Annotated in this window: 26 protein-coding genes; 17 read left to right on the forward strand and 9 right to left on the reverse strand. The window is 45.3% G+C overall.

The window, feature by feature from the left end; all coding sequences use genetic code 11:
- The first annotated feature begins 48 nt into the window (after positions 1-48).
- The 3 genes from mutS to N288_RS24655 all read left to right on the forward strand — a co-directional run bounded on the left by mutS (position 49) and on the right by N288_RS24655 (position 5,286).
- On the forward strand, positions 49-2,700 hold the full coding sequence (mutS, locus tag N288_RS09500) for a DNA mismatch repair protein MutS (protein WP_009791512.1): 2,652 nt from the start codon (positions 49-51) through the stop codon (positions 2,698-2,700).
- A gap of 18 nt (positions 2,701-2,718) precedes the next feature.
- Positions 2,719-4,641 (forward strand): DNA mismatch repair endonuclease MutL, encoded by a 1,923-nt coding sequence (gene mutL / locus N288_RS09505; protein WP_009791511.1) that lies wholly within the window; start codon positions 2,719-2,721, stop codon positions 4,639-4,641.
- Positions 4,642-4,746: 105 nt separating this feature from the next.
- Positions 4,747-5,286, forward strand: a complete 540-nt coding sequence (locus tag N288_RS24655; protein ID WP_009791510.1) for a helix-turn-helix domain-containing protein — start codon at positions 4,747-4,749, stop codon at positions 5,284-5,286.
- A gap of 58 nt (positions 5,287-5,344) precedes the next feature.
- On the opposite strand, the gene N288_RS09515 is transcribed toward N288_RS24655, so the two are convergent.
- Positions 5,345-5,749 carry a nucleoside 2-deoxyribosyltransferase gene (locus N288_RS09515; protein ID WP_009791509.1) on the reverse strand — a complete coding sequence of 135 codons (405 nt, stop codon included), beginning with the start codon at positions 5,747-5,749 and terminating at the stop codon, positions 5,345-5,347.
- Between the two features lie 218 nt (positions 5,750-5,967).
- On the opposite strand from N288_RS09515, the gene N288_RS09520 reads away from it, so the two are divergent.
- Positions 5,968-6,507: a GrpB family protein gene (locus N288_RS09520; RefSeq protein ID WP_009791508.1), complete on the forward strand. Its 540-nt coding sequence runs from the start codon at positions 5,968-5,970 to the stop codon at positions 6,505-6,507.
- Complete coding sequence (locus tag N288_RS09525) at positions 6,504-7,190, forward strand: HAD family hydrolase (protein WP_009791507.1); 687 nt, start codon at positions 6,504-6,506, stop codon at positions 7,188-7,190. Before N288_RS09520 ends, N288_RS09525 begins: the two co-directional genes overlap by 4 nt.
- 51 nt (positions 7,191-7,241) lie before the next feature.
- On the opposite strand, the gene N288_RS09530 is transcribed toward N288_RS09525, so the two are convergent.
- Together N288_RS09530 and mreBH are read right to left on the reverse strand one after the other, a co-directional pair.
- Positions 7,242-7,778, reverse strand: coding sequence for a CBO0543 family protein (locus N288_RS09530; RefSeq protein ID WP_009791506.1), 537 nt, complete (start codon positions 7,776-7,778; stop codon positions 7,242-7,244).
- Positions 7,779-7,920: 142 nt separating this feature from the next.
- On the reverse strand, positions 7,921-8,928 hold the full coding sequence (gene mreBH / locus N288_RS09535) for a rod-share determining protein MreBH (protein WP_009791505.1): 1,008 nt from the start codon (positions 8,926-8,928) through the stop codon (positions 7,921-7,923).
- Positions 8,929-9,183: 255 nt separating this feature from the next.
- On the opposite strand from mreBH, the gene miaA reads away from it, so the two are divergent.
- Together miaA and hfq are read left to right on the forward strand one after the other, a co-directional pair.
- Positions 9,184-10,185, forward strand: a complete 1,002-nt coding sequence (miaA, locus tag N288_RS09540; protein WP_022543739.1) for a tRNA (adenosine(37)-N6)-dimethylallyltransferase MiaA — start codon at positions 9,184-9,186, stop codon at positions 10,183-10,185.
- A gap of 28 nt (positions 10,186-10,213) precedes the next feature.
- Positions 10,214-10,447, forward strand: coding sequence for an RNA chaperone Hfq (gene hfq / locus N288_RS09545; RefSeq protein ID WP_022543740.1), 234 nt, complete (start codon positions 10,214-10,216; stop codon positions 10,445-10,447).
- Between the two features lie 325 nt (positions 10,448-10,772).
- On the opposite strand, the gene N288_RS09550 is transcribed toward hfq, so the two are convergent.
- On the reverse strand, positions 10,773-11,048 hold the full coding sequence (locus tag N288_RS09550) for a hypothetical protein (RefSeq protein WP_022543741.1): 276 nt from the start codon (positions 11,046-11,048) through the stop codon (positions 10,773-10,775).
- A 142-nt stretch (positions 11,049-11,190) separates the two neighbouring features.
- On the opposite strand from N288_RS09550, the gene spoVK reads away from it, so the two are divergent.
- A complete protein-coding gene (gene spoVK, locus N288_RS09555) occupies positions 11,191-12,141 on the forward strand; it encodes a stage V sporulation protein K (protein WP_041825244.1) in 951 nt (316 codons plus the stop codon).
- Between the two features lie 264 nt (positions 12,142-12,405).
- On the opposite strand, the gene N288_RS09560 is transcribed toward spoVK, so the two are convergent.
- Positions 12,406-13,017 carry a trimeric intracellular cation channel family protein gene (locus tag N288_RS09560; protein ID WP_009791581.1) on the reverse strand — a complete coding sequence of 204 codons (612 nt, stop codon included), beginning with the start codon at positions 13,015-13,017 and terminating at the stop codon, positions 12,406-12,408.
- 294 nt (positions 13,018-13,311) lie between these two features.
- On the opposite strand from N288_RS09560, the gene hflX reads away from it, so the two are divergent.
- From hflX to N288_RS09585, 6 genes are all read left to right on the forward strand, one after another.
- Positions 13,312-14,568, forward strand: coding sequence for a GTPase HflX (hflX, locus tag N288_RS09565; protein WP_022543743.1), 1,257 nt, complete (start codon positions 13,312-13,314; stop codon positions 14,566-14,568).
- 48 nt (positions 14,569-14,616) lie between these two features.
- A complete protein-coding gene (locus N288_RS09570) occupies positions 14,617-15,885 on the forward strand; it encodes a methionine gamma-lyase family protein (protein WP_009791585.1) in 1,269 nt (422 codons plus the stop codon).
- Between the two features lie 163 nt (positions 15,886-16,048).
- Complete coding sequence (locus N288_RS09575) at positions 16,049-16,453, forward strand: MerR family transcriptional regulator (protein WP_009791586.1); 405 nt, start codon at positions 16,049-16,051, stop codon at positions 16,451-16,453.
- Positions 16,454-16,487: 34 nt separating this feature from the next.
- On the forward strand, positions 16,488-17,822 hold the full coding sequence (glnA, locus tag N288_RS09580) for a type I glutamate--ammonia ligase (RefSeq protein WP_009791587.1): 1,335 nt from the start codon (positions 16,488-16,490) through the stop codon (positions 17,820-17,822).
- 47 nt (positions 17,823-17,869) lie between these two features.
- On the forward strand, positions 17,870-18,013 hold the full coding sequence (locus N288_RS25090; RefSeq protein ID WP_022543744.1) for a hypothetical protein: 144 nt from the start codon (positions 17,870-17,872) through the stop codon (positions 18,011-18,013).
- A gap of 28 nt (positions 18,014-18,041) precedes the next feature.
- Entirely contained in the window at positions 18,042-18,731 is a 690-nt protein-coding gene (locus N288_RS09585) for an N-acetylmuramoyl-L-alanine amidase (protein WP_009791589.1), read from the forward strand.
- Between the two features lie 310 nt (positions 18,732-19,041).
- Here N288_RS09585 and N288_RS09590 read toward each other — a convergent pair whose 3' ends face one another.
- The gene (locus tag N288_RS09590) at positions 19,042-20,271 is read right to left on the reverse strand and encodes a glycosyltransferase family 4 protein (protein ID WP_035401290.1); all 1,230 of its coding nucleotides are present in this window, start codon (positions 20,269-20,271) and stop codon (positions 19,042-19,044) included.
- Positions 20,272-20,576: 305 nt separating this feature from the next.
- On the opposite strand from N288_RS09590, the gene N288_RS09595 reads away from it, so the two are divergent.
- Positions 20,577-21,014, forward strand: coding sequence for a hypothetical protein (locus N288_RS09595; RefSeq protein WP_009791591.1), 438 nt, complete (start codon positions 20,577-20,579; stop codon positions 21,012-21,014).
- Positions 21,015-21,285: 271 nt separating this feature from the next.
- On the opposite strand, the gene N288_RS09600 is transcribed toward N288_RS09595, so the two are convergent.
- Positions 21,286-21,807 (reverse strand): hypothetical protein, encoded by a 522-nt coding sequence (locus N288_RS09600; RefSeq protein ID WP_022543745.1) that lies wholly within the window; start codon positions 21,805-21,807, stop codon positions 21,286-21,288.
- Positions 21,808-22,038: 231 nt separating this feature from the next.
- On the opposite strand from N288_RS09600, the gene N288_RS09605 reads away from it, so the two are divergent.
- Together N288_RS09605 and N288_RS24660 are read left to right on the forward strand one after the other, a co-directional pair.
- Entirely contained in the window at positions 22,039-22,392 is a 354-nt protein-coding gene (locus tag N288_RS09605; RefSeq protein ID WP_156917002.1) for a hypothetical protein, read from the forward strand.
- 97 nt (positions 22,393-22,489) lie between these two features.
- Complete coding sequence (locus N288_RS24660) at positions 22,490-23,023, forward strand: helix-turn-helix domain-containing protein (RefSeq protein ID WP_009791594.1); 534 nt, start codon at positions 22,490-22,492, stop codon at positions 23,021-23,023.
- Positions 23,024-23,136: 113 nt separating this feature from the next.
- Here the strand turns inward: N288_RS24660 and N288_RS09615 are convergent, their stop codons facing one another.
- Both N288_RS09615 and N288_RS09620 read right to left on the reverse strand, forming a co-directional pair.
- Entirely contained in the window at positions 23,137-23,679 is a 543-nt protein-coding gene (locus N288_RS09615) for an IseA DL-endopeptidase inhibitor family protein (protein ID WP_009791595.1), read from the reverse strand.
- Between the two features lie 206 nt (positions 23,680-23,885).
- Positions 23,886-24,167: a DUF4257 domain-containing protein gene (locus tag N288_RS09620; RefSeq protein ID WP_009791596.1), complete on the reverse strand. Its 282-nt coding sequence runs from the start codon at positions 24,165-24,167 to the stop codon at positions 23,886-23,888.
- Positions 24,168-24,338 lie beyond the last annotated feature (171 nt).

Raw genomic sequence — 24,338 nt, forward strand, 5'->3', positions numbered from 1 at the left:
AATAGATAGCTGAAGAGAAATAATGAGAGATGTTGTTTGGAGGATATTATGGCAGCTTACACGCCGATGATACAGCAGTATTTACGAGTAAAAGCAGACTATCCTGATGCCTTTTTATTTTTCAGGCTCGGGGATTTCTATGAAATGTTTTTTGAAGATGCCATCAGGGCGTCCCAGGAGCTTGAGATTACCTTAACAGGCAAGAATGGCGGAGTGGAAGAGAAAATCCCGATGTGCGGGGTTCCCTACCACTCTGCCCAGCAATATATAGAGCAGCTGGTGGAAAGAGGCTATAAAGTAGCCATCTGCGAACAGACAGAGGACCCCCGCCAGGCCAAGGGCGTCGTGAAAAGGGAAGTGGTGCAGCTCGTCACGCCCGGTACCCTGATGGAAGGGCGCGGGCTCAATGAAAAGGAAAATAACTATATTGCATCCATTTCCGCATTTTCAGACGGTTCGTTTGGATTTGCCTGCAATGACCTTTCCACAGGAGAGAACAAAATCACCTTACTTGCCGGTCAGGAAGAAGTTCTGAATGAGCTCTCGATGTCAGGTGCAAAGGAAGTGGTTGTTTCCTCCGGCTTCGACCCGGAAATGGAGCGCAAATTCAGGGAGCGTTCTGTCGCGGCCGTGTCTTATGAACAGGAAGCAGGCATATCAGAGATGAGCGCTCCCTTATTGGATGCCCTTAATCAGGACAAGCTCAGGGAGACAGCGGCAAGACTGCTGAATTATCTGTTCAGGACACAGAAACGGAGCCTTGACCACCTTCAGCCGTTTGCCACATACCAGGTGCACCAATTCATGAAGATTGACTATTTTTCCAAAAGGAATCTGGAGCTGACTGAAACCATCAGATCGAAAGGGAAAAAAGGTTCGCTTTTATGGCTTCTGGATGAAACAAAGACGGCAATGGGGGCAAGGATGCTGAAGCAGTGGATTGACCGTCCGCTGATCGATAAAGAGGCGATCGGGCGGCGCCATTCGCTTGTCCAGTCCCTTCTGGATGATTATTTTGCCAGGCAGGATCTGCGTGAAAAACTGAAAGAGGTTTACGATCTTGAGCGCCTTGCCGGACGTGTCGCATTCGGGAATGTTAATGCCCGCGATCTGATCCAGCTGAAAAGCTCGCTCCTCCAGGTGCCATTGCTGAAGGAGCTTGTGGGCGGCCTTCAGAATGAGGATGCGAAAGCGCTGGCGGAAAAGCTCGATGCATGTGAGGAAATCACGGATCTTCTTGAAAGCGCGATTGTTGATAATCCGCCGATTTCCGTGAAGGACGGGAATATGATCCGGGATGGCTACCATGATGAGCTGGATCAGTACCGCGACGCGAGCAGGAACGGCAAGACCTGGATTGCCCAGCTTGAGGCCCAGGAGCGGGAACGTACGGGCATCAAGTCTTTAAAAATTGGCTATAACCGGGTATTTGGCTATTATATTGAAGTTACGAAGGCTAATATCCATCTTCTTGAGGAAGGGCGGTATGACCGGAAGCAGACTTTGGCCAATGCCGAGCGGTATATCACCCCTGAGCTGAAGGAGAAGGAAACACTGATCCTTGAAGCGGAAGAGCGCATTACCGAGCTTGAGTATGAGCTGTTTTGCCATGTCCGCGACCATGTGAAGGAATACATCCCGAGGCTGCAGTCACTCGCTAGGACGGTCAGCGAGCTTGATGTGCTCCAGTGCTTTGCGCAGATCAGCGAGGACCGCCACTATGTCCGACCTGTTTTTTCCGGTAATCGGGAAATCAGCGTGAAGGAAGGGCGCCATCCTGTCGTGGAAAAAGTGATGGACAGCCAGGAATATGTCCCGAATGACTGTGTGATGGGTGACGGACGCGAACTGCTCCTGATCACAGGACCGAATATGTCCGGTAAGAGCACCTATATGCGCCAGGTTGCCCTGACTAGCATCCTTGCACAGATCGGCTGCTATGTTCCGGCTTCAGAGGCGGTGCTGCCGATTTTTGACCAGGTGTTCACGAGGATCGGGGCAGCGGATGATCTGATCTCCGGCCAGAGTACCTTTATGGTTGAAATGCTGGAAGCGAAGAATGCGATTGCCAATGCCACACAGAACAGCCTCATCCTTTTCGATGAAATCGGGCGCGGGACTTCCACCTATGATGGAATGGCGCTGGCCCAGGCGATCATTGAGTATATCCATTCACGGATCGGGGCAAAGACCCTGTTCTCGACCCATTATCATGAGCTGACCGTGCTTGCAGAAGAGCTCCCTGATCTGCAGAATATCCATGTCAGTGCCATTGAGCAAAATGGCAAGGTCGTGTTCCTTCATAAAATTAAAGAAGGAGCAGCAGACAAGAGCTATGGAATTCACGTCGCCCAGCTGGCAGAGCTGCCGTCAGAACTGATTGACCGGGCAAATGAAATACTGGAGAAGCTTGAAAAGAAAGAGGGAGAACCCGCTGAAAAGCCCGTCCGCGAAAAAGTAGCAGCAGGCATGCCTGAGCTCACTGCAGCTGACCCGGCCCCAGCTCCAGCTCCAGAAGTTCACGATGCCCAGCTGTCATTCTTTGATGGTCCGGCAGAGCCGAAGAAAGCAAGCTTGAGCCCGGCCGAAAAGAAAATCCTGGACAAGCTGGCCAAGATGGATATTCTTGAAATGACACCGCTTGATGCGATGAATACTTTATATGAACTGCAAAAAACGGCAAAAAGCACGAAGAAATAGTAAGAGGAGGTGTTGCTCGTGGGAAAGATAGTTCAGCTCGATGATGCCCTTTCCAATAAAATTGCCGCAGGTGAGGTGGTCGAACGGCCGGCATCTGTCGTAAAAGAGCTGGTGGAGAATTCCATTGATGCGGGAAGCACCATAATCGAAATTGATGCAGAAGAGGCGGGCCTCGCAAAAATCCGCATCATTGACAACGGGGAAGGCATTGAAGAAGACGATGTGATGACGGCCTTCCAGCGCCATGCCACAAGCAAGATCAAAGATGAAAATGATCTGTTCCGCATCCGGACACTCGGCTTCAGAGGGGAGGCGCTGCCCAGCATCGCCTCTGTCTCCAGGCTGGAGCTGAAGACCTCGACAGGAGATGCAGGCACAAGGATCCTGATTGAAGGCGGAAAGGTTGCGGAATTTGAAAAGGCCGCGAGCCGGAAAGGGACAGATATCACCATTTCCGATCTGTTTTATAATACACCGGCCCGGCTGAAATATATGAAGACGATCCACACGGAGCTTGGGAATATTACCGACGTGGTCAACCGCCTCGCACTTGCCCATCCCGAGGTGTCCTTCCGCCTTGTCCATAATGGCCGGAAGCTCCTGCATACAGCCGGGAACGGAAATGTCCAGCAGGTGCTGGCTTCTATTTATGGCATGAATATTGTCAAGAAAATGATTCCCGTCGAAGCAAGCTCGCTCGACTTCCATGTTCATGGCTATATCGCGCTCCCGGAAATCACCCGCGCTTCGCGCAATTATATTTCAACAATGATCAACGGCCGGTTCATCAAGAATTATCCGCTGGTTAAAGCGATCCAGGAAGGCTATCATACCCTGCTGCCGATCGGGCGTTATCCGATTGTGCTTTTGAATGTACAGATGGATCCGCTGCTTGTGGATGTCAATGTCCACCCTTCCAAAATGGAGGTCAGGCTGAGTAAGGAGCATGAACTGAATGAGCTTGTAGCGGGTACCATTAAAGAGGTCTTCAAGTCACAGGAACTGATTCCTGCCGGCTTTGCCCCGGCAAGGGCTGAAACACCGAAGTCTGAGCAGACCTTTTTTGAACTTGACCATCTTCCGGAAAAGGAGATGGAATATAAGGAACAGGCTCAGAACAGGCAGAATGACAGCAGGCAGGCCCCATCTGAATCCGGACAGCCAATGTTCATTAAAGAGGAAATAGCTGTCCGGCAACATGAGGAAGCACCGGCATTTAAGCCGCAGGATTTACTGCGGACTGACAGCATGGCATTTCCATTCAAGGCCGAACAGCCTGCGGAAAGCCAAGCCTTTTTGGAAGATGATGAAGAAGAGGTGATCGAGGGGACAGCAGAGCCGGAAGCTTCTGCCGTTCACAGGGTGCCGCCATTATATCCGATCGGCCAGATGCATGGCACCTATATTCTCGCCCAAAATGACCGCGGACTCTATGTCATTGACCAGCATGCTGCCCAGGAGCGGATCAAGTACGAGTATTTCAGGGACAAAGTCGGCCAGGTGGAAAGCGAGCTGCAGGAAATGCTCGTTCCACTGACATTTGAGTACCCTGCAGATGAATATATTAAGATCAATGAGCATATTGCTGAGCTTGAAAAGGTCGGGATCTTCCTGGAACACTTCGGGCAGAACACATTCATTGTTAGGTCCCACCCCCAGTGGTTCCCTAAGGGAGAAGAGCAGCAGATCATAGAGGATATGATTGAACAAGTGCTTTCCATGAAAAAGGCCGATGTGAAAAAGCTGAGGGAAGAAGCAGCCATCATGATGAGCTGCAAAGCTTCTATCAAAGCCAACCACCATTTGCGCAATGATGAGATACAGGCTCTGCTTGATATGCTCCGCAAATCGTCAGACCCGTTCACATGCCCGCACGGCCGTCCGATTATCATCCATTATTCTACCTATGAAATGGAAAAGATGTTTAAAAGAGTCATGTAGTTCTGTCATGTCTTACCTATATTTTAAAAGTTTTATGAAATCCTGCAGAAAGCCCTTCCCACAGAGGAAGGGCTTTCTATATGATAGAAAAGGAGGCGAAATGAAATGAAAAGGTATTGGCTTGTGAGACTCAGGAAAAAAAGGAATCTGACCCAGGCAGAAATTGCAGAGCTTATTCATATAGACAGAGCCTATTATTCACAAATTGAATCCGGCTTGAGAAATCCGAGCGAAGAAATCAGCCGATCGATCGGCAGGGTCCTTAACATTGATCCTTTGCTCCTTTTCTCAGATACCAATGCTTTTCAGGATGCATTTTTCCAGACCCAAAGCATCCTTGCCCACAGCGACCTCGACCTCCGCTATACATGGGTCTATAATCCGACCGGCATGGAGAAGGTCCAGCATTTTATCGGTGCCAGGGATGATGAGCTTAATTACACGATTGATGCAAAGAAAATACTCGACCTGAAAAAGAAGGTCATCGATACTCAAAAGACCGTCTCCGTCTATGACAGCTGTTTCCACAACGGAGAATCTTATAATTATTGCTTTATCGGCTATCCTCTGGTCGATCAGTCAGGCGTATTGATAGGGGTAGGCACCATTGCCATGAGGATGGATAATATGGCAGTGGAAGAATAAATACGATATGCCCTTCTGGCAGGAAGGGCATATCGTGTTTAACGCCCGATTTCCAGTCTTATCTGCTTTCTTTTCTGCACTCTCTTTTGATAAGCTCCTTTTTCAACTCTTCAAATGTGCCGATGAGATGGATAACCTGCGGCAAAAAATAGAAGGTGGAAGCTTCAGCCGGGTTATCCGTCAAATCTTCCCCAGCGTATAGATACACCCGTTTCCCAAAGCCAAGGGCGAAACCAAGCTCAATATGGCTTCCTTTCCCTGCCGGAAGGAGAATGACAACAAAGTCAGCTTCCTTCACTGCTGCAAATTCAGCTTCCCCGATTGAGCGGAGCTCCTCCGCATCTTCAGCCCGGCTATTGCTGGTCCAGTCATAGGTTTGCCGAAAACCCTGCTCCTTTAAGAATGCCGCCAGCTCCCGAACCTGAGAAATATTGGAAAAACTTGAGCCGATGTAAAATTTCATCCTATCATCCTTTCAAGTAGTTATTCATAGTGTATAGTGTCAGAACAATTTGTCAATGAGAGCCAGAGTTGAAGGTTATGATAATAATATTATGTAAACAAAGATCCTGATTTCTGCCTGCATCCGTTTTACACACCTTCCAGTATAGTTTCGGCAGAAGGGAAATAAGGCAAGAACAGCGAAATAATGATTGAGAACTGGAAGGGGGAGGATATTGTATGCTGCTCGGCTTAAATCCTGATGAAGTGAGGCTGGCAGACCATTCACCAGGCTGGAAAACAGAATTTCAAAAGGTGCGCAAAAATCTGCTGGAAAACACAAATATCCCTGACAGCCATATTGCACATATTGGCAGCACCGCAATCACAGGCATCCCAGCCAAACCCGTCATCGATGTTATGGCAGCTGTTGAAGACCTGGCTGCTATTGATAAACAACTGATTGCCGGACTGAGAGCCGCAGGATTTCTTCAATTGAAAGTCAAACGGCCAGGGGAAATGGTTTTTGCCAGATTTGCGGATGAAGATTATAAAATCAAAACCCATTTCCTGCATCTTGTCGAATATGAAGGAGTTTTATGGAAGAATCTCCTTTTCTTCAGGGACTATTTAAACGATAACGAAGATGCAAGAAAAGAATATGTACAGCTGAAGCTTGATTATATTAAGAATATTTCCACAGGCATTAAAGCGTATACAGAGTACAAGGAAAGCTTTGTGAACAGGATTACAGAGCTGAGGGGCACAGAGGAAAAGTGATAGGTGGCCAAAACGGAAAAGCCATTAAACTGAAAAAAGAAGTCCGGTGGATCTTTTTTGATGCGGGCGGTGTACTTTTTGATACACCTGTAAAACTGGGTGAAAGGGTTCAGGAGTTCCTGGTGAAGAAAGGATTCAGTCTTTCAGAAATAGAGAAAAGCATTATAGCGGCTAAAGGGATACAGACACCCTTTGTGACGTCTTTTCAGGAAGAAGAGGACTTTTATAAAAGGTTTTATGGGACGATGGCAAGGGAGCTCGGTGATGAGGCACTAGGAGATGAATTGTTTTCTGAAACTCATTATGCAGCCCACTGTGAGCTTTACCCTGAGGTGATCCCTGTTTTGGAAGAGCTGAGCAGGAATTATGAACTGGCTGTCATCTCGAATGCGATGCCCAGTATGGACCAGGTGTTCAGCAGGCTGGGGATACGGCACTATTTTAAAACCATCATTCTCTCTGCTTTTGTACATACCGAAAAGCCGGATCCAGCTATCTATCAAAAAGCCCTTGACTGTATGAATGCTAAAGGTGAGGAAAGCGTCTTTATTGATGACAAGTTGATCAATATTGAAGGAGCCGGCAGGTCTGGGATAAAAGGTTTTCACCTGGACCGGAGCGGAATGGATCTAGCCGCGCTTCTGATAAAATATAACCTGCTGCAAAAAAATCTGTCCGGCTGAAGCCATGACTGGGGGATAAACAAACGGGCAAAGTTCCAGGAAGTCTGTCTTTTAAGGACTTTTTGCTCGTCTGCCAATCCAGTCGGAACAAGCTTTTACCACTATGCCTAAAACAAAAAGTGACAAGAACGAATAGGTATAATTCCATTTATACAAAATGTATAAACGATAATGCACAAACAATGGAATCATGATATACGAGACGAATAGGAAAATGGCCGCACTGGCAATCAGATAGTTTCTCCATTTGCGGAAGAATTGATAGCTTAAAGTGATCATAACCGGAATAACCGCAAAATCAACAGCATTGAAAGAGCGCAGGACGGTTATAAACTGATGCGGATAGGTCCACAGGCCATAAAAATAGCCTAATTCATCCACAATCCCGACAAGGATAAAACTTATAAGGAAAGCAAGGCTCATTTGCATCAGCCGGTAGCGGTCAATCAGAACCAATAACAGAAGTATGAATAATAGATTTAAGATAGTAATGAACCACCAGTGCGGACTGAATAAATCTTCAATCAGCCAGTATTCCAATTCCAGCCGGCTGGCTCTTTCATTCAGGTCCTGGACCATCTTGAACATAATGGGTGCCTCCTATTATATTATCTAGTTGTTGATTATATCCAACGAGGCTTAAAATTATTCAGCAGTTGCTGCCCATAAAAAACAGCCTATAAACGGCATGAAAGACCGTTTATAGGCTGTTTTTTTAAAAAGAAATACACTATCTCACTGCTGTCTGCAGCTTATCAATAAACTTAAGCGCCTTGCCTGTCCCGATTGCTACAGATTCAAGCGGGCTGGACGCGAGGTGGACGGGAACGACGATTTCTTGTGAAAGCCAGTCCTGCATGCCATTCAGCAGTGAGCCGCCTCCTGTGAGGATAACGCCGCGGTCCACTATATCGCCGCTCAGTTCTGCCGGGCTGTCTTCAAGAGTGGCCCGGATCGCTTCAAGGATATGAAGCAGGGATTCTTTCATTGCATCCCTGATCTCATATGAGGTAAGGCTAATGGTCTTCGGCAGTCCTGTTACCAGATCCCTGCCGCGGATATCCATTTTCATTTCCTCATGGTCGATGAGGGCATAGCCGATTTCCATTTTGACCAGTTCGGCTGTTCTTTCCCCGATCAGGACATTGTACTCTTTGCGCACATATTGGATAATATCGTCGTCAAGCCTGTCTCCGCCTATGCGGACAGAATGGCAGGCTACCACTCCGCCAAATGAAATGATCGCCACTTCTGTCGATCCTCCGCCGATATCGACGATTACATTCGCGACTGGTTCATCGACCGGAAGCCCTGCCCCGATTGCTGCAGCTACAGGCTCTTCAATCAGGTGAACCTTCTTTGCTCCCGCATTCCGGACAGCATCATGGATGGCCCTTCTTTCAACGCTTGTTGAGCCTGATGGTGTGCAGACCACCACATTCGGCTTGCGGATGGCAAAGCCAAGCTTTTTCGATGCCTGTCTCATGACATGGCGAAGCAGCTCGGTCGTAATATCATAATCAGCAATTACTCCATCCTTCAAAGGACGGATGGCAACGATTTTGCCCGGCGTCTTGCCGATCATTTCCTTTGCTTCCGTGCCGACAGCAAGCACCTTCCTTGTATCTGTGTCAATGGCCACAACAGAAGGTTCGTTAAGGGCGATGCCTTTATTTTTGCTGTACACCAGTATATTAGCAGTTCCTAAGTCAATTCCAATTTCAGAAGTTGAAATCATCCTATCACCTATTCTTTCATTATGATTGCCTAATAATCTTCTGTAACATTAGCACGAAAAAGGGGGTCTTCTGACGAATGTTATCGAATCGTTAAATAAATGTAATGAATGATGAAATTTTTATCATAAATGGTAAAATAAAAGGGAGGAATTGGCTGAATAAAGAAAAACCTTGTTGGCAATACTGCATAGATATTCAACTGCACAGTCAAGTTATGGTAGGATATAGGAAAGCCAAAAGGATCAACAGCCCTTATGGCCCAGAGAATGAAAGATAAAGGCAGTGTGAATGGATTGGATACAAAGCAGAAATTGATCGTGCTGATCGGCCCGACAGCTGTCGGCAAAACCAGGCTCAGCATTGAATTGGCCAAAAGGTTTGATGCTGAAATCATCAGCGGCGACTCTATGCAGATTTATAAAGGCATGGATATAGGGACAGCCAAGATTACAGAGAACGAAATGGATGGGATCCCCCATCATTTGATTGATATTAAAGCGCCAAATGAACCTTTTTCAGCAGCTGAATTCCAGGAGCTCGTCAGAAAGGAAATCGCCTGCATCGCTTCCCGGGGGAAAATGCCTATGATTGTTGGGGGAACAGGCCTTTACATACAATCCGTCATCTATGACTATCAATTTTCAGAAGCCCCGTCAGATGACGCCTTCAGGGGTGAGCTGGAAAAGCGCCTTGAAGCAGAAGGGGCAGAGAGCCTATTCAAGGAACTTTGTGAAATCGATCCTGCCAGTGCCGAAAAAATGCACCCCAATAACACGAGAAGGGTGATCCGCGCGCTTGAGGTATACCATTGTACAGGAAAGACCATGTCCCAGTACCAGGAACAGCAGGTGCCTGAGCTGCTGTATGATACAAGCATCATCGGGCTCTCCATGGACCGGAAAAAGCTGTATGATCGGATCAACAGCCGGGTTGATAAAATGATGGACGATGGCCTTCTGGAAGAAGTCGAAGCTCTTCACAGGCAGGGGCTGAAGGACTGCCAGTCAATCCAGGCAATCGGCTATAAGGAAGTCTATGAATACATAAACGGCCGCATCTCTTTAGAGGGCGCGGTCGAAAATCTGAAGCAAAATTCACGCAGATACGCAAAAAGGCAGCTGACCTGGTTTCGAAACAAGATGAATGTGGAATGGTTTGATATGACATATGTATCCGATCCAGGCTTGCTTGAAAAAAAAATCGCGGAAATTTCTGCGTATATTGAAGGAAAGCTTCAAATAAAATCGAATACATAATATTAGAGACAAAAGAGGAGGATTTATCATGAAACAATCCGTTAATATTCAAGACCAATTTCTTAACCAGCTTCGCAAGGACGGCACAGGGGTGACTGTATTCCTTTTGAACGGATTCCAATTGCGCGGGCAGATCAAAGGGTTTGATAACTTCACGGTGCTGTTTGAATCAGAAGGGAAGCAGCAGCTGGTCTATAAGCATGCCATTTCCACTTTTTCTCCGCAGCGCAACGTCCAGATCGATCTTGAAGGACAGCAATAGTCCATACTATAAACGCAAGTCCGCTTCTTCCTGGGAGCGGACTTTTTATATTGAAGGCTAAGTTAAAGTTCAATGGTGATATTACTTATACTTGCTTATTACACTGACACACTCGATAGTTAAAATTCATCTAAGAGCCATTCCCCGCCCAGCTATAAAAGAGCGGACTTTCACGAGCCTGAATGAGGGAATCAGTGACAGGCTGAGGTGGAAATTAGCGGAGGAACTCCCCTTAACTTCGAAAAAACACTAAAAACAGCTCAAATAGACGGAGAAATTACAACTATCAACTCAGAAAACAGGAAAACGGACACCTTCGCTACCCTTAACCGGAAATTCTCCGCTTATTTATACCTACTCTGGCCAAATTCAGCAGCTTAACAGTAGAATCTCCGCTTATTTTAAGGCTTGGCTGACACTCAATCAAGGATAGGACTTCCTGGTTTATCATTCCATTTAAACATTTATCACCAACAGAGTTTAACAAAGCGATATTGAAAGAACAATTTCCCTTTTCAGCAACTTTCTTTAATGATTTTGGAGGCTTGTGAATATATATAAAAATAACGGTTATTTCTCGGGAAACCGCAGGATATGACATCTGGAAGCTCCTGTATGGAGAAAAATCCGATAATATGTCGCTTCAGCAGTAAATATGGCTTTTTTTCTGCCTGAAAGATAGGCATTTGTCACAAGAGTCAGCTTCAGGGAGTATACTGGTGGGAAATAGTGAGGTGAAAGCTTTGGACCAGCCGATACGCATGAAAAATAATGGCCAGATCAGCATTGTGCTCAATTCGCAGAAAAGGAAGCCATTTACAAAGGAAAGCCCGGACATCCAAGTTGTTCCAAGGGTATTGCCTCAGGAGCATGCAGCACTTAAAGAAATTGAGGAAGAGCTCGGGGCTCTTGTCGGCATGGAAGAAATGAAGCGGATGATAAAAGAAATTTATGCATGGATATATGTGAACAAGAAAAGGGAAGAAACAGGGCTGAAGGCAGGGAAACAGGCTCTGCATATGATGTTCAAGGGAAACCCGGGTACAGGGAAGACGACGGTCGCCAGGCTGATCGGCAAGCTATTCCTCAGGATGAATGTCCTTGCCAAAGGCCATCTGATCGAGGCGGAAAGAGCCGATCTTGTCGGTGAATATATCGGCCACACTGCACAAAAGACCCGTGACCTTATCAAGAAGGCAATCGGCGGCATTCTTTTCATAGATGAGGCCTATTCACTCGGCAGGGGAGGAGAGAAAGATTTTGGCAAAGAAGCGATAGATACGCTTGTCAAGCATATGGAGGACCGGCAGCACGAGTTCATCCTGATTCTTGCCGGCTACTCAAGGGAAATGGATTATTTCCTCACACTCAATCCCGGACTTCATTCAAGATTTCCGCTCGTCATCGATTTTCCTGATTATACAATCGAGCAGCTGATGGAAATCGCGCAAAAGATGCTGGTGGAAAAAGAATATTCCCTGAGCCATGAAGCGGAGAAGAAGCTGCGGGAGCATCTTGTGTGGGCAAAATCGGATATCAGCACAACCGCTTTTTCCAATGGGCGCTATATCCGCAATATCCTTGAAAAATCGATCCGTGCACAGGCGATGAGGCTGCTGATGCAAAGCCATTTCGACCGGCATGAGCTGATGACGATCAGAAGCAATGATTTAATGTTTGAAGAAGATATGTAAGAAAAGCGCAAGCGCCTTGTTCACCCTTAAGGAACGCAGACTAAGAACGCCACGTCCTGTGGCAACGTCTGCATAACCCCCATCCTGGGGGCCTCAAGACGATCATCCCGGAAAGGCGTTCTTTGCCTTTTTGGGATGATTGGCTTGTGACCTTGAGGGGGTAGGCGCTGGAGCTAGACAGTAATCAAATTCGTAAAAGTTATATTTTCTTATCTTGTAAGAAAAAAAAGCAGGCTGCCGGGCCTGCTTTTTGCTTTCTGTATTTTATTGCCTGGCTGCGCCAAGCCGCCTCGCCGGAAGCTTCCAGTGATAGGTGTATGACAGCACCCGGAGAAGGGTGATGGACACAAACAGGCTGTATAATGCAACGGCCGAGTCTGCCAGCCCGAGCCCGATGGCAAAGCCGCAGAGGATGGCCCAGACTGCGTAGATTTCCGATCTCAGCACCAGAGGCTTCCTTCCGGCAAGAAGGTCGCGGATGATGCCTCCGCCGCTTCCTGTCAGGACAGCAGCCACGATGACAGCGCTGAGCGGATGGCCCATTTCCGATGCGTAAATCGCACCCTGGATCGCAAAGGCAGAAAGGCCGATTGCATCAAAGAAGTTCCCCCATTTTTGCCAGTGCCTTAACAGATTATTAGGGAACAGAAATACCGCTGTAATGGACAGCAGGGCAATCTGGAAGAACATCCCCTGCTCCCAAAGGGCTGAAACCGGTACCCCGATCAGAATGTTGCGGATGGCGCCTCCGCCAAACGCTGTCACAATCCCGAGTATGTAAACCCCTAAAATATCATATTCTTCTTCCATGGCAATGATCGCGCCGCTTACTGCAAAAGCAATCGTGCCAATCATGCTCAATACTTCCCAAGTCATGGTGCATTTCTCCTCTGGTGAAGGCCGTAGCAGGCCAGCTTTTCATTTATATAAGGCAGTGCGTTTTGCGTATTCCCCTGCATAAAATTCTATTCAAACCAAATATGATTTTAACATGCAAATATGATTTTTCAATCTTTATTTTCCAGCAGCGGAAAAGAATAAGAAACAGAAGGGTTTTAAAGCGCTCAGGCTGGTGAAAATAGTAGGATGGAAAGCATATTTTTGGTATGATATTTGAAGGTCAGCTGTACGTGATTATGTTTGAAGACTTATACAGAAAAGAGGGATTACTTGGAAAATAAAACGAAATTCGAAAGGGTTATTCTCGTAGGCTGCCAGACTGGCGAGGACGACAGGCATTTCCAGTATTCAATGGAAGAGCTTGCCTCATTGACAGAAACAGCCAACGGCAAGGTGCTCGCCGAGCTGTCCCAGAAAAGAGAAAGAATCCATCCTTCTACATATATAGGAAAAGGCAAGGTTGAAGAATTAAAGATGCTTGAGGAAGAGCTTGGAGCAGACCTGATCATCTTCAATGATGAACTTTCACCAAGCCAGGTCAGGAATGTTTCCAATGAAGTGAACAGCAGGGTCATTGACCGGACTCAGCTGATCCTTGATATTTTCGCACAGCGGGCCAGGTCGAAGGAAGGGAAGCTGCAGGTTGAGCTTGCCCAGCTACAGTATCTGCTCCCAAGGCTTGGCGGGCAGGGTATCCAGCTTTCCAGGCTTGGTGCTGGGATCGGGACAAGGGGGCCGGGGGAAACGAAGCTTGAATCCGACCGCCGCCATATCCGCAGGAAGATCGATGATATTAAGTCCCAGCTGTCTGTCATTGTGCAGCACAGGGACAGATACCGCGAGCGCCGCAAAAAAAATAAAGCGTTCCAGATCGCCCTTGTCGGCTACACAAATGCCGGGAAATCGACCCTGTTCAACCGGCTTGCCGAAGCTGAATCCTTTGAAGAGAACCAGCTCTTTGCGACGCTTGATCCGATGACAAGGAAGCTCATCCTCCCAAGCGGTTATCTGGCGCTTGCAACCGACACGGTCGGGTTCATTCAGGATCTGCCGACAACGCTTGTTGCAGCCTTCAGGTCGACGCTTGAGGAAGTGAGTGAAGCAGATCTGCTGCTACATGTCATTGATTCATCAAATCCGGATTATTTTCAGCATGAAAAGACCGTGAACAAGCTGCTCGAGGATCTTGATATCCAGCACATCCCGCAGCTGGCGGTTTATAATAAAAGTGACCAGGTGCATCCGGATTTCGTTCCATCGGCAAAGACCGAATCCGTTGTGATCAGCGCATTTGCGGATCAGGACCGCAGCATGCTGAAGCGGAAAATCGAGGAGCTTGTCCTGGGCATGATGAAGCCTTATCAGGTAGAAATTCCGTCAACTGAAGGCAGATTGCTGTCGCAGCTGAAAAACGAAACCATATTGAGGGAGCTCTCATTCCAGGAAGAGACAGAGGTTTATCTCTGCAAAGGATATGCCCTTGAAGATCACCAGATCACTGGAGAATTAAATAAATACACAGTATAAAAAAGGCCGGAGGGAATGAACCCTCCGGCTCTTGGATTGGAGAACAGCATGTTTCAGCATTTAGAATACGGAAGCCGGATTCAAGAACTGGCTTCACAGGCAGAAGAAAAAATTGCATCCGTTCATAAAAAGATTGACCAAAGAATCGAAGCCAACCAGTTCAGGGTGCTTGAAAGCTTTCAGCATTATAAGGTAAGCGATTCTCATTTCATTCCTTCGACAGGCTATGGGTATGATGATATCGGAAGGGATACACTTGAAGAAATATATGCGAGGGTGTTCGGAGGGGAAGCAGGTCTTGTAAGGCCGCAGATCATCTCAGGAACACATGCCATCTCTACCGCTCTTTTCGGTATCCTCCGCCCAGGGGATGAACTGCTTTATATGACCGGTAAACCTTATGATACCCTTGAAGAAATCGTCGGCATCAGAGGCAAAGGGACAGGCTCTCTGAAGGAATTCGGCATAAGCTACAGCAGCGTTCCGCTCGGTGAGGCTGGCTATGTGGATTTTGAAGCCGTCAGGAGCGCCATTAAGCCGAATACGAAGATGATCGGAATACAGCGGTCTAAAGGCTATGCTGTCAGGCCTTCTTTTACAATTTCCCAGATCAAGGAAATGATTGAGTTTGTAAAAGGAATCAAGCCGGACGCGGTCGTCTTTGTGGACAATTGCTATGGGGAATTCATCGAGGAAATGGAGCCTTGCCATGTTGGCGCTGACCTGATGGCCGGATCCCTCATCAAGAATCCAGGCGGCGGCCTTGCCAAAACCGGCGGCTATATTGTCGGCAAAAAGGAATTGGTTGAGGCTTGCTCTTACAGAATGACATCGCCAGGGATCGGTGCGGAAGCGGGAGCCTCCCTATACAGTCTCCAGGAGATGTACCAGGGATTCTTCCTTGCTCCGCATGTTGCCGGCCAAGCACTGAAAGGGGCAGTATTCACTGCGGCACTGCTTGAAATGCTCGGGATGAATTCTTCGCCAAAATGGGATGCAGAGAGGACAGACCTGATTCAATCCGTCCAGTTCGATGACCGGGATAAAATGGTGGCATTCTGCCAGGCCATTCAATATGCATCTCCGATCAATTCCCATGTAACCCCTTATCCTGCTTATATGCCGGGCTATGAAGATGATGTGATCATGGCGGCAGGCACATTCATCCAGGGTGCGAGCATTGAGCTTACCGCCGATGGACCGACGCGTCCGCCGTATGTGGCCTATGTCCAGGGGGGGCTCACATACTCGCATGTAAAAATTGCCGTATGCACAGCGGTCAACCTTTTAGCAAAAAAGGGTTTAATACAACTTTAATAGGTGAATATATAAAAGGGCAGCAGAGGCTGTCCTTTTTAATTTTTGTCAGGGGGAAAATTTTTTGTGTTTTTAATGTTATAAAACCTTACATAAGGTTGACAACAAATCTTACATTACATATAATAAACACAAGAAATGCTTGAAAAGGAGGAGAAATCGGATGAAAGGCAGTGAAATACGCCGTTCCATGCCGCTATTTCCAATTGGGACTGTAATGCAGCTGACTGAGCTGACGGCCAGGCAGATCCGCTATTACGAAGAGCACCAATTGATTTCTCCAGCACGAACTGACGGAAATAGACGGCTTTTTTCCTTAAATGATATTGATAAGCTCCTGGAGATCAAGGATTTGATCGATCAGGGAGTCAATATGGCGGGAATCAAGCAATTATTCGCCATGCAGGAACAAACATTATCAGCTGAAGTACAGCAGCAAGCAGAAAAAGTAAGGCGCGATTTGTCTGATGATGAATTGAGAAAGCTCCTGAGGCAGGAAATGATGCAGGCCGGCCGATTCAACCGGCATTCACTCCGCCAGGGAGATATGTCCCGCTTTTTCCATTAAATAAAATTGATGTGTCCTAAGGGAGGAAAAACTAATGGCTAACTACACTAAAGATGACATTAAACGTATTGCTGAAGAAGAAAACGTAAAATTTATCCGCCTTCAATTTACGGATATCCTCGGAACAATCAAAAACGTGGAAATCCCGATTTCCCAGCTTGAAAAAGCGCTGGACAACAAAATGATGTTCGACGGCTCTTCCATCGAAGGCTTCGTCCGCATTGAAGAATCAGATATGCTTCTGTATCCTGACCTCAGCACTTGGGTTGTATTCCCTTGGACAGCTGAAAAGGGCAAGGTTGCCCGCCTGATCTGCGATATCTACAACCCGGATATGACTCCATTTGATGGCGATCCGCGCAACAACCTGAGAAGAATCCTTGATGAGATGAAGGAATTAGGCTTCACAGACTTCAATCTCGGACCTGAGCCGGAGTTCTTCCTGTTCAAGCTTGACCAGCAGGGCGAACCTACTCTTGAACTGAACGATAACGGAGGCTACTTCGACCTTGCGCCGACAGACCTTGGCGAAAACTGCCGCCGCGACATCGTGCTCGAGCTTGAAGAAATGGGCTTTGAAATTGAAGCTTCCCACCACGAAGTGGCTCCAGGGCAGCATGAAATCGATTTTAAATATGCTGATGCGCTGACTGCATGCGACCAGATCCAGACATTCAAGCTAGTTGTTAAAACAATCGCCCGCAAGCACGGCCTGCACGCAACATTCATGCCAAAGCCATTGTTCGGCGTAAACGGATCAGGGATGCACTGCAATATGTCCCTGTTCAATGAAGGCAAGAACTCATTCTATGATACTACTGGAAACCTTGAGCTAAGCGATACTGCCCGCCAGTTCATCGCCGGCATCATCAAGCACGCTCCGGCTTTCACAGCTGTAACGAACCCGACTGTCAACTCTTATAAGCGCCTTGTGCCCGGCTATGAAGCACCTTGCTATGTGGCATGGTCTGCAAGGAACCGTTCACCGCTTATCCGCATCCCGGCATCACGCGGCATGAGCACACGTGTTGAAGTCCGCAGCGTTGACCCGGCAGCCAACCCATACCTGGCTATGGCAGTGCTATTAAAAGCAGGGCTTGATGGAATCAAGAACAAACTGACTCCTCCTGCACCGGTAGACCGCAACATTTACGTGATGAACAAAGAAGAGCGCGTAGCAGAAGGCATTGAAGATCTTCCTGCAACACTAGCCCAGGCGCTTGACCAGCTGAAGAGCAATGAAATCATGGTTTCAGCCCTCGGGGAGCACATCTTCGAACACTTCATTGAAGCGAAGGAAATTGAGTGGGATATGTTCCGTACGCAAGTTCACCCTTGGGAGCGCGAGCAGTACCTGCAGATGTATTAATAGATTTAGCCCCTTGATACCATTGGTATTGAGGGGTTTTTTATTTCATGCATTCTCAAATGTTAGCCTCTGCCAGAAATATATTTATTAGAAATGGCCGCCTGCTGGCGGCTTATTTATTTTGGCTTGAAAAGAAGATTGATATGAGATTTTTAGTGAAGTGGGGTATTGTACAAGCAGTTTTTGAATAGAAGCATACATCATAGTGAGGTGATATTAATGGTAAAGATTTTTATTGATCCGGGTCATGGCGGTACAGATTCAGGAGCAGCAGGAAATAGTCTGCAAGAGAAAAACCTGACGCTTCAAATTGCCACAAGAATTAAAAATATATTGACATCAGAATATGACAATGTTTCCATCTTAATGAGCCGTACTGGTGATACCTTACCGACACTTAATGAACGGACAAGCAAAGCGAATGCCTGGGGGGCAGATTTTTTCCTGTCCATCCATGTCAACGCCGGAGGCGGGACAGGTTATGAGGACTACATTTATCCAGGTGCCGGTTCTCGAACTTCTACCTACCAGTCCACCATTCATGCAGAAGTTCTGAAGCTGGTCAATTTTACTGATCGGGGAAAGAAGAGCGGGAATTTTCATGTGCTCAGGGAATCGAATATGCCGGCACTTTTAACGGAGAATGGGTTCATTGATAATGTTAATGATGCAGCCAAGTTGAAGTCAGCTTCTTTCTTAGAGTCGATTGCCCGCGGCCATGTGAATGGAATCGTGAAGTGCTTTAATCTGCCTAAGAAAGCAACTGCAGTTTTTCACACAGTTGTTGCAGGCGATACGGTGTATGGATTAAGCAAGAGATACGGCAGCACAATAAATCAAATCAGACAATGGAATAATCTTGATGGCAGCTATACCATATATGTTGGCCAGCGCCTTAGAGTAAAATAATCTCTTGCGAAAAAAATTAGACAATACACAAAGTTATTGTTAAAAGTATATGCTAAATGATAATTAATAAAAGTCCAATTTCAACCCACCCATTTATGGTGGGTTCAATATTTCCTCTGAAAGATCATTAATGCTGTCTCTGCATGCAAAAAAACTCCTATAATATACGAGCAGCGAGTCTTGTCTTTTTCGCAGCAAATCAATCTTCTTTCACTGTCCAGCCATCTACACATATACCACTAACCCTTACTCCCCAAAATCTAAATATATATAAATGAAATAGGAAACTTGCAAATAAAGAGTATGATGTTTATGAATTAAACTGACTTTTTGAGATTGCTTGAGTGAACATTGTAAGGACATTTTCTGCCATCAAATTATAGTCCCATTTATTCAATGCCCATCGGATGGACTGTTCTCCAAACTCACGCCTTTTTTTTGCGTCATCCAGGAGAAAATGAAGCTGAATTTTCAAAGCCTCAATGTTATGAGCCCGAAAAATAAATCCGTTTATCTGATGCTGAACCATTTCGGGGAGACCAGTAGCATCACTTACGATAACTGGTAGCCCGGCTAACTGTGCTTCCATGACTGAATGAGGCTGGGTGTCCTGCAATCCTGGAAGGACAAAAATATCAGCACTTTTTAGATATGGGAAAACATTCTTGACGTTTCCAAAAAACTTTACTGAACTTGTAATCCCAAGGTTGCTGCACTGCTGTTCCAAATTAGTTTTTTCCTCGCCATCTCCCAAAATCCAGCACTCCCAATCTTGCCTTTCCTTAACCAGCATGCCAAGAGCTGATATGAGGGTGTTCACACCCTTTAAGGTTACAAGCCTGCCTGTGAATATAATGATTTTCTTTCCCCCAGTATCCAACTTTTCACTGGTTCCAAATGTTTCAAGAATGCTGCTTGTATCTACTCCGTAAGGGAATAAGACAACTTTTTCCTCCGGAACTTGTGAGCCGTTTACTATCAGCTCTCTCATCCATTGGGATTGGGAATGAATCATGTCACAGTAATAATACCCCAGCTTTTCAAGAGATTGAAAAAAATTATATACTTCAGTTTTTTGGAGAGTTTCATCTGAGGCATTTGGGAATTTACTCTTAAGATAAAATAAAATTTCACCTAGCAAATATCCATGTGCGCTCATTACCATAGGGACTTTAGAGGGTTTAATTCTTCCTATTACTCCCGCTGACATGACATCCTGAGCATAAATTACATCATAGTCTTCCAGACCATAATATCTAGCAGCATTATAAAGAGAGTACCGATACACCTCTGTTTGAAATATAAAGCTATCCGGATTGTAATCTGGATATGCTTTTAAAATTTCGCTAGAAGAAAAGGCACTCTGTTCAGTAAGCTCTTCAATCCTGTCATGAATTCTGTAATTATACGTTTTGAGATTCATGCTAAGGATAGACACCTCATGGTTAAGTGAGCGTAATCGATTAACCAGCTTGGACACGTACGTCCAAATGCCTCCTACTGAGGGTTGAGGATAATAGGATACAATCAATATTTTCATAATTGATCACTGTTCATATTTTTATAATGCTTCATATTGTTTATCTCCCTTTTTAACTTAGCTAAAAGTTATTGGTAATTTGGCAGAAAAAATTGGAGCACATTACCTTATTTTAGAGTATGTACTTAATCTTTTTAGGTGCTGGGTATCAGCCAAATCCCTAAAGGTCATTGTAAATAGGTGGTTAAATCAAATGCTGTAATTCGAAAAAATATAACTTAAAAATAGGTTTTTGATTTATAGTCTTAACCCAATCCGCCTTATTGGGACTTGCATAGAATAAAATTAGAAAGGTGGTGAAAAATATGGGGATATTTTTAGACGGTCGCACTAGTCAAAATGCTAGTCTTGCCAATTCATCAGCAGTTCCTATTCTTGTAGGAACTGAATCATTGTTTGGAGGTGTTGGTCTTCAAGTTGGACAACAACCACCTGGCATTATCAGGGTTAATTTCAACGGTACTATAGCCGTTCAGTTACCACTGCTCCCTGTTTTAACATCAGTTACAATTGAAGTTGTAAGGGGTACTGAAGAAACTGGTCTAACAACTGTTTATAGTGCTGAACAGCAGTTGAGTTTAGAAATTTTAGGCCCTCAAGTCATTAGCTTCAATGGAGCAGATTTTAATCCGCCTAAGCCAGCAAATGGACAACTAGTCTATCGCGCCTACATTACTGCATCGGCAGTCGGAACAGTAAGAGTCGGTCCTGAAAGCTTTAATGCTTATGCAACGGCTGGATAAATAATCTAACTAAGCTATTATTAACGCTTGGTGCGATTTATTACTCTAAAGTGTCGACTTTTCGATATATATGGAAAAAGAGGACAGTTTCAAATTCTGTCCCCTTTTTTTATTCTTTAACAGATATAAATCAAATTTTAGTCGAGGAAGGCTTTCACGCACACTTGCTGTTTAGGATCATGAATATAACTGTTAGAAGCATAAACTTTTTGCACTGCTATAAAACACTTAACATTCCCATTGTGATGTTTATATTCCTTCGGATTGATCCTTACTTTGGCTGTGCCTCGATGACCGTCGTTCCGAGTAATGAGTTATCCACATACGTGTTTATTTTCCAGCGTCCTTCCCTGACAGGGGTAATATTTGCTATAAATTTTAGTGCATTTTCCGAATAGGGCATGCTTTGTTTTTCATCGCTGGACAAATCAACCAACTTGGTGTCTGCTAGGTATATTTCTTCGTTTTTATCCTTCTCGCTGATTCCCTTAATTGTAACTTTCTCATGAAGCAATTCTTTTTTTTCTTCTGGTTTCATCCATAAATACCAAGTGTGTTTTCCTTGGGTATCTACCCTGATTACATCCGGAGAAAGGGCATATTTCCCTATTTCTCCATATAAATTCAAAGACTTCCCTTCCAGTTCTATAGCTGTGCGAGCTGTAGGCGACCAGGTTTTCAGTTCTTCTATAGAATTGTGGCTTACGGCAGGAAGTTCTTTTATTTCATTTTCATTAGAACATCCTGAACTTATCAATAGTGTGAAGAGTACATAAGCTAATATTTTCTTCAAAAGTCTATCTCCCAACTGTATAATATATACAATTATAACGTGATATTTTAAGAGCAGGAATAACAAGACGGTTGGGAAAATTTTAAGCACATGGTTTATAAGTGATTGCACCCTTCTAATATGAGAGCGAATTTACGCCGTAAAGGCAGGCAAAAAGTTGATAAGGGGGTTATATGCATGCACTTTGACAGGATACTGAATTCTACTGAACTGGAAGCATGGGACATTTTTTTGGATGATAAAACGTATCGAATGATAATCATTGATGAAAAAAGACCCAGCACTCCTGATGATTTTTCTCAGGAAGATAGTTTGCCATCTGACGAAATGAGATCGAACATCATCAAAGCAGAAGTTTACTCAGAGGAAAAAGTTCTGGATGACCACATATATCCTCTGGATCAGCTGGCAAAAAGCTTTACTGATCATCTTGCGCTTGCTCATTGCCATGTAAGAGTGAATTTTTATGTGGAAGATATAGAAAGTGCACTGAATGACCATGTAAAAAGGAAATTGGGCTGCAGTTACGATGAGATTCCTATGGAAAGATTTTTTTATCTCAATCAAAATCCGGATTCGAAATAATGGCCAATCGTTATTCATTGAAATTACACATTGACTAAGTTCTATTCCTTCTCTTTTCACCAAGGGGGCCGTATTATGATAAAGAGGGGGGAATAGTATGAAACGCGACTGGCTGATAACGCTTAGAAAAAATAAAAATCTGACTCAAGCGGACGTGGCAGACTCGATTTTTATCGACCGGGCCTATTATTCGCAGATCGAATCTGGTACAAGAAATCCCAGTGTGGATATAAGCAGGAACCTTGCTAAGGTTTTAGATATAAACCCTTCGCTTCTATTGTCTGATTTAGCCGCCTTTCAAGAGGTGTTCACGCGAACGAAATGCATGCTTGCGCATAGTGACCTTGATCTGAGATATACATGGATTTTTGATTCGGCCAATCAGGAGGAAGTCAATCAGTTTATCGGTGCAAGGGATGATGAATTAAGCTTTTGCATCGATTCCCAAAAATTGATCTCTCTTAAACAAAGAGTACTAGATACCAAAGAAACATCAGGAACATTCGCAGAATATGAATATAACAATGAAGTACACACTCATTATATAGTAGGATATCCCCTGCTAGGGGAAGAAGGCGAATTAATTGGCATTGGTACATTTGGGATCAAAATAAATGCTTTGGGTTTATAATTCCTGGATTAATGTAGGATGCAGATATTCTAGATGGCCATAAACAAATAGCGCGGCCAGCTAAAAAGGGAAATGCCTTGAACAAAAGTTCAAGGTATTTCCCTTTTCTTATACTATCTCACTGCATCAAAAGCATTGATTTGCCACTTCCCGCGTACCTTTACAAACGTAACCTTTTTCTTTTCATGCTGCTTTTCGCCGTAAGGCACCGTGAATTCAAACTGGCGGATATCTTTCCTGGAATAGATCAGCTTTGCCTTAGCTTTATTCCACTGGAGCAGGCTGCCGCCATCGGCATTTGGCTGTGCCATTTTTCCTTTATACTCAATGAATCTGTATTTCTTGTAGCCTTTATCGATTGCATTTAAGGTGAAAGATTCGTTAAGGTACTTGGTCAGCTTTGCTTTCGTATTGATTTCACTGCAAAGGTAGCGATATTCTGTGCCTTTGTACTGAAAAGTCTTGATGGAGCAGGCTGTATTCTTCTTAGATGGGATATGTCCGTTCATAGCATTCCAGTGATGCACACGTGCGCTCTGCGCCAGTTCGACTGCTTTTTTGCTGCTTAAATCTCCGCTCGCGGATTTGGCCGAGGCGCCAAGGCTGAAAGTAAACAGGGCGACAGCAGCCAGCAGGATGGATAATAATTTTTTCATTTTAAAGCCTCCAATAAGTTGTAGTCACTTGCTAACCTTATATTATCGTTCCATCTCTTCAAAAGAGTTACAGAAAGGTTACCGAAATGCAGATAATTGTTTACAGTTTTCAGGCATAAAAAGAGCCTCTGCCCAATTTCCCGGGAGAGGCTTCTTACGTCTTTACTTTTGCTGTTTTAAGCATAGCTTCTGCATTTCCTCCTGCTTCATTTCTTTTCGGCCCTGATGAGGTCAAGGCTGCGGATCAGAGCTTCACCGCCAAGTCCTGCCAGCATGGACAGGAATGCTACCTTTAAGAGGGAGCTTGCATCTGATGAAAACACAAGCAGCGCTGAGGCGAGTGATCCTAATACCATTTCCTCCAAAAAGCCGAGATAGATGAATTGCTTTGTTCTTTTCGGCATGATCAGCTTCCCGTGCTTCTTAAGATGCCCAACCGCGCCGACAAGGCCACCAATGAATATTGCGAAGACGACATGCTGCCACATTTGCCTCACACTCCTAAAGCCGGTATTTTTGGTGCGACCTTAGGTCAATCATGGTGCTGTCTCTATTATATAACAGAGCGGGAGAGGAAAGATATGCATAAATCGACTGAATTTTCAGCACACAGCGAATGGTACATATGTACTCTTCAGGAAAAAGTAAGCAGCAAAGAT

Origin of the sequence: Bacillus infantis NRRL B-14911, from assembly GCF_000473245.1 — a bacterium.
GTDB lineage: Bacteria > Bacillota > Bacilli > Bacillales > Cytobacillaceae > Bacillus_AB > Bacillus_AB infantis.

Coding starts and splice junctions, on each gene's coding strand:
- N288_RS09515 (WP_009791509.1), bottom strand. CDS start 5,749: ATGAAATTTTACATCGGCTCAAGTTTTTCCAATATTTCTCAGGTTCGG.
- N288_RS09570 (WP_009791585.1), top strand. CDS start 14,617: ATGTTTCAGCATTTAGAATACGGAAGCCGGATTCAAGAACTGGCTTCA.
- mreBH (WP_009791505.1), bottom strand. CDS start 8,928: ATGATTTCAACTTCTGAAATTGGAATTGACTTAGGAACTGCTAATATA.
- N288_RS09590 (WP_035401290.1), bottom strand. CDS start 20,271: ATGAAAATATTGATTGTATCCTATTATCCTCAACCCTCAGTAGGAGGC.
- N288_RS09595 (WP_009791591.1), top strand. CDS start 20,577: ATGGGGATATTTTTAGACGGTCGCACTAGTCAAAATGCTAGTCTTGCC.
- N288_RS09560 (WP_009791581.1), bottom strand. CDS start 13,017: ATGACTTGGGAAGTATTGAGCATGATTGGCACGATTGCTTTTGCAGTA.
- N288_RS09550 (WP_022543741.1), bottom strand. CDS start 11,048: ATGTCATATCCTGCGGTTTCCCGAGAAATAACCGTTATTTTTATATAT.
- N288_RS09620 (WP_009791596.1), bottom strand. CDS start 24,167: ATGTGGCAGCATGTCGTCTTCGCAATATTCATTGGTGGCCTTGTCGGC.
- N288_RS25090 (WP_022543744.1), top strand. CDS start 17,870: ATGCATTCTCAAATGTTAGCCTCTGCCAGAAATATATTTATTAGAAAT.
- miaA (WP_022543739.1), top strand. CDS start 9,184: ATGGCCCAGAGAATGAAAGATAAAGGCAGTGTGAATGGATTGGATACA.
- N288_RS09530 (WP_009791506.1), bottom strand. CDS start 7,778: ATGTTCAAGATGGTCCAGGACCTGAATGAAAGAGCCAGCCGGCTGGAA.
- mutS (WP_009791512.1), top strand. CDS start 49: ATGGCAGCTTACACGCCGATGATACAGCAGTATTTACGAGTAAAAGCA.
- N288_RS24660 (WP_009791594.1), top strand. CDS start 22,490: ATGAAACGCGACTGGCTGATAACGCTTAGAAAAAATAAAAATCTGACT.
- N288_RS09615 (WP_009791595.1), bottom strand. CDS start 23,679: ATGAAAAAATTATTATCCATCCTGCTGGCTGCTGTCGCCCTGTTTACT.
- hfq (WP_022543740.1), top strand. CDS start 10,214: ATGAAACAATCCGTTAATATTCAAGACCAATTTCTTAACCAGCTTCGC.
- N288_RS09520 (WP_009791508.1), top strand. CDS start 5,968: ATGCTGCTCGGCTTAAATCCTGATGAAGTGAGGCTGGCAGACCATTCA.
- N288_RS09575 (WP_009791586.1), top strand. CDS start 16,049: ATGAAAGGCAGTGAAATACGCCGTTCCATGCCGCTATTTCCAATTGGG.
- N288_RS09585 (WP_009791589.1), top strand. CDS start 18,042: ATGGTAAAGATTTTTATTGATCCGGGTCATGGCGGTACAGATTCAGGA.
- glnA (WP_009791587.1), top strand. CDS start 16,488: ATGGCTAACTACACTAAAGATGACATTAAACGTATTGCTGAAGAAGAA.
- N288_RS24655 (WP_009791510.1), top strand. CDS start 4,747: ATGAAAAGGTATTGGCTTGTGAGACTCAGGAAAAAAAGGAATCTGACC.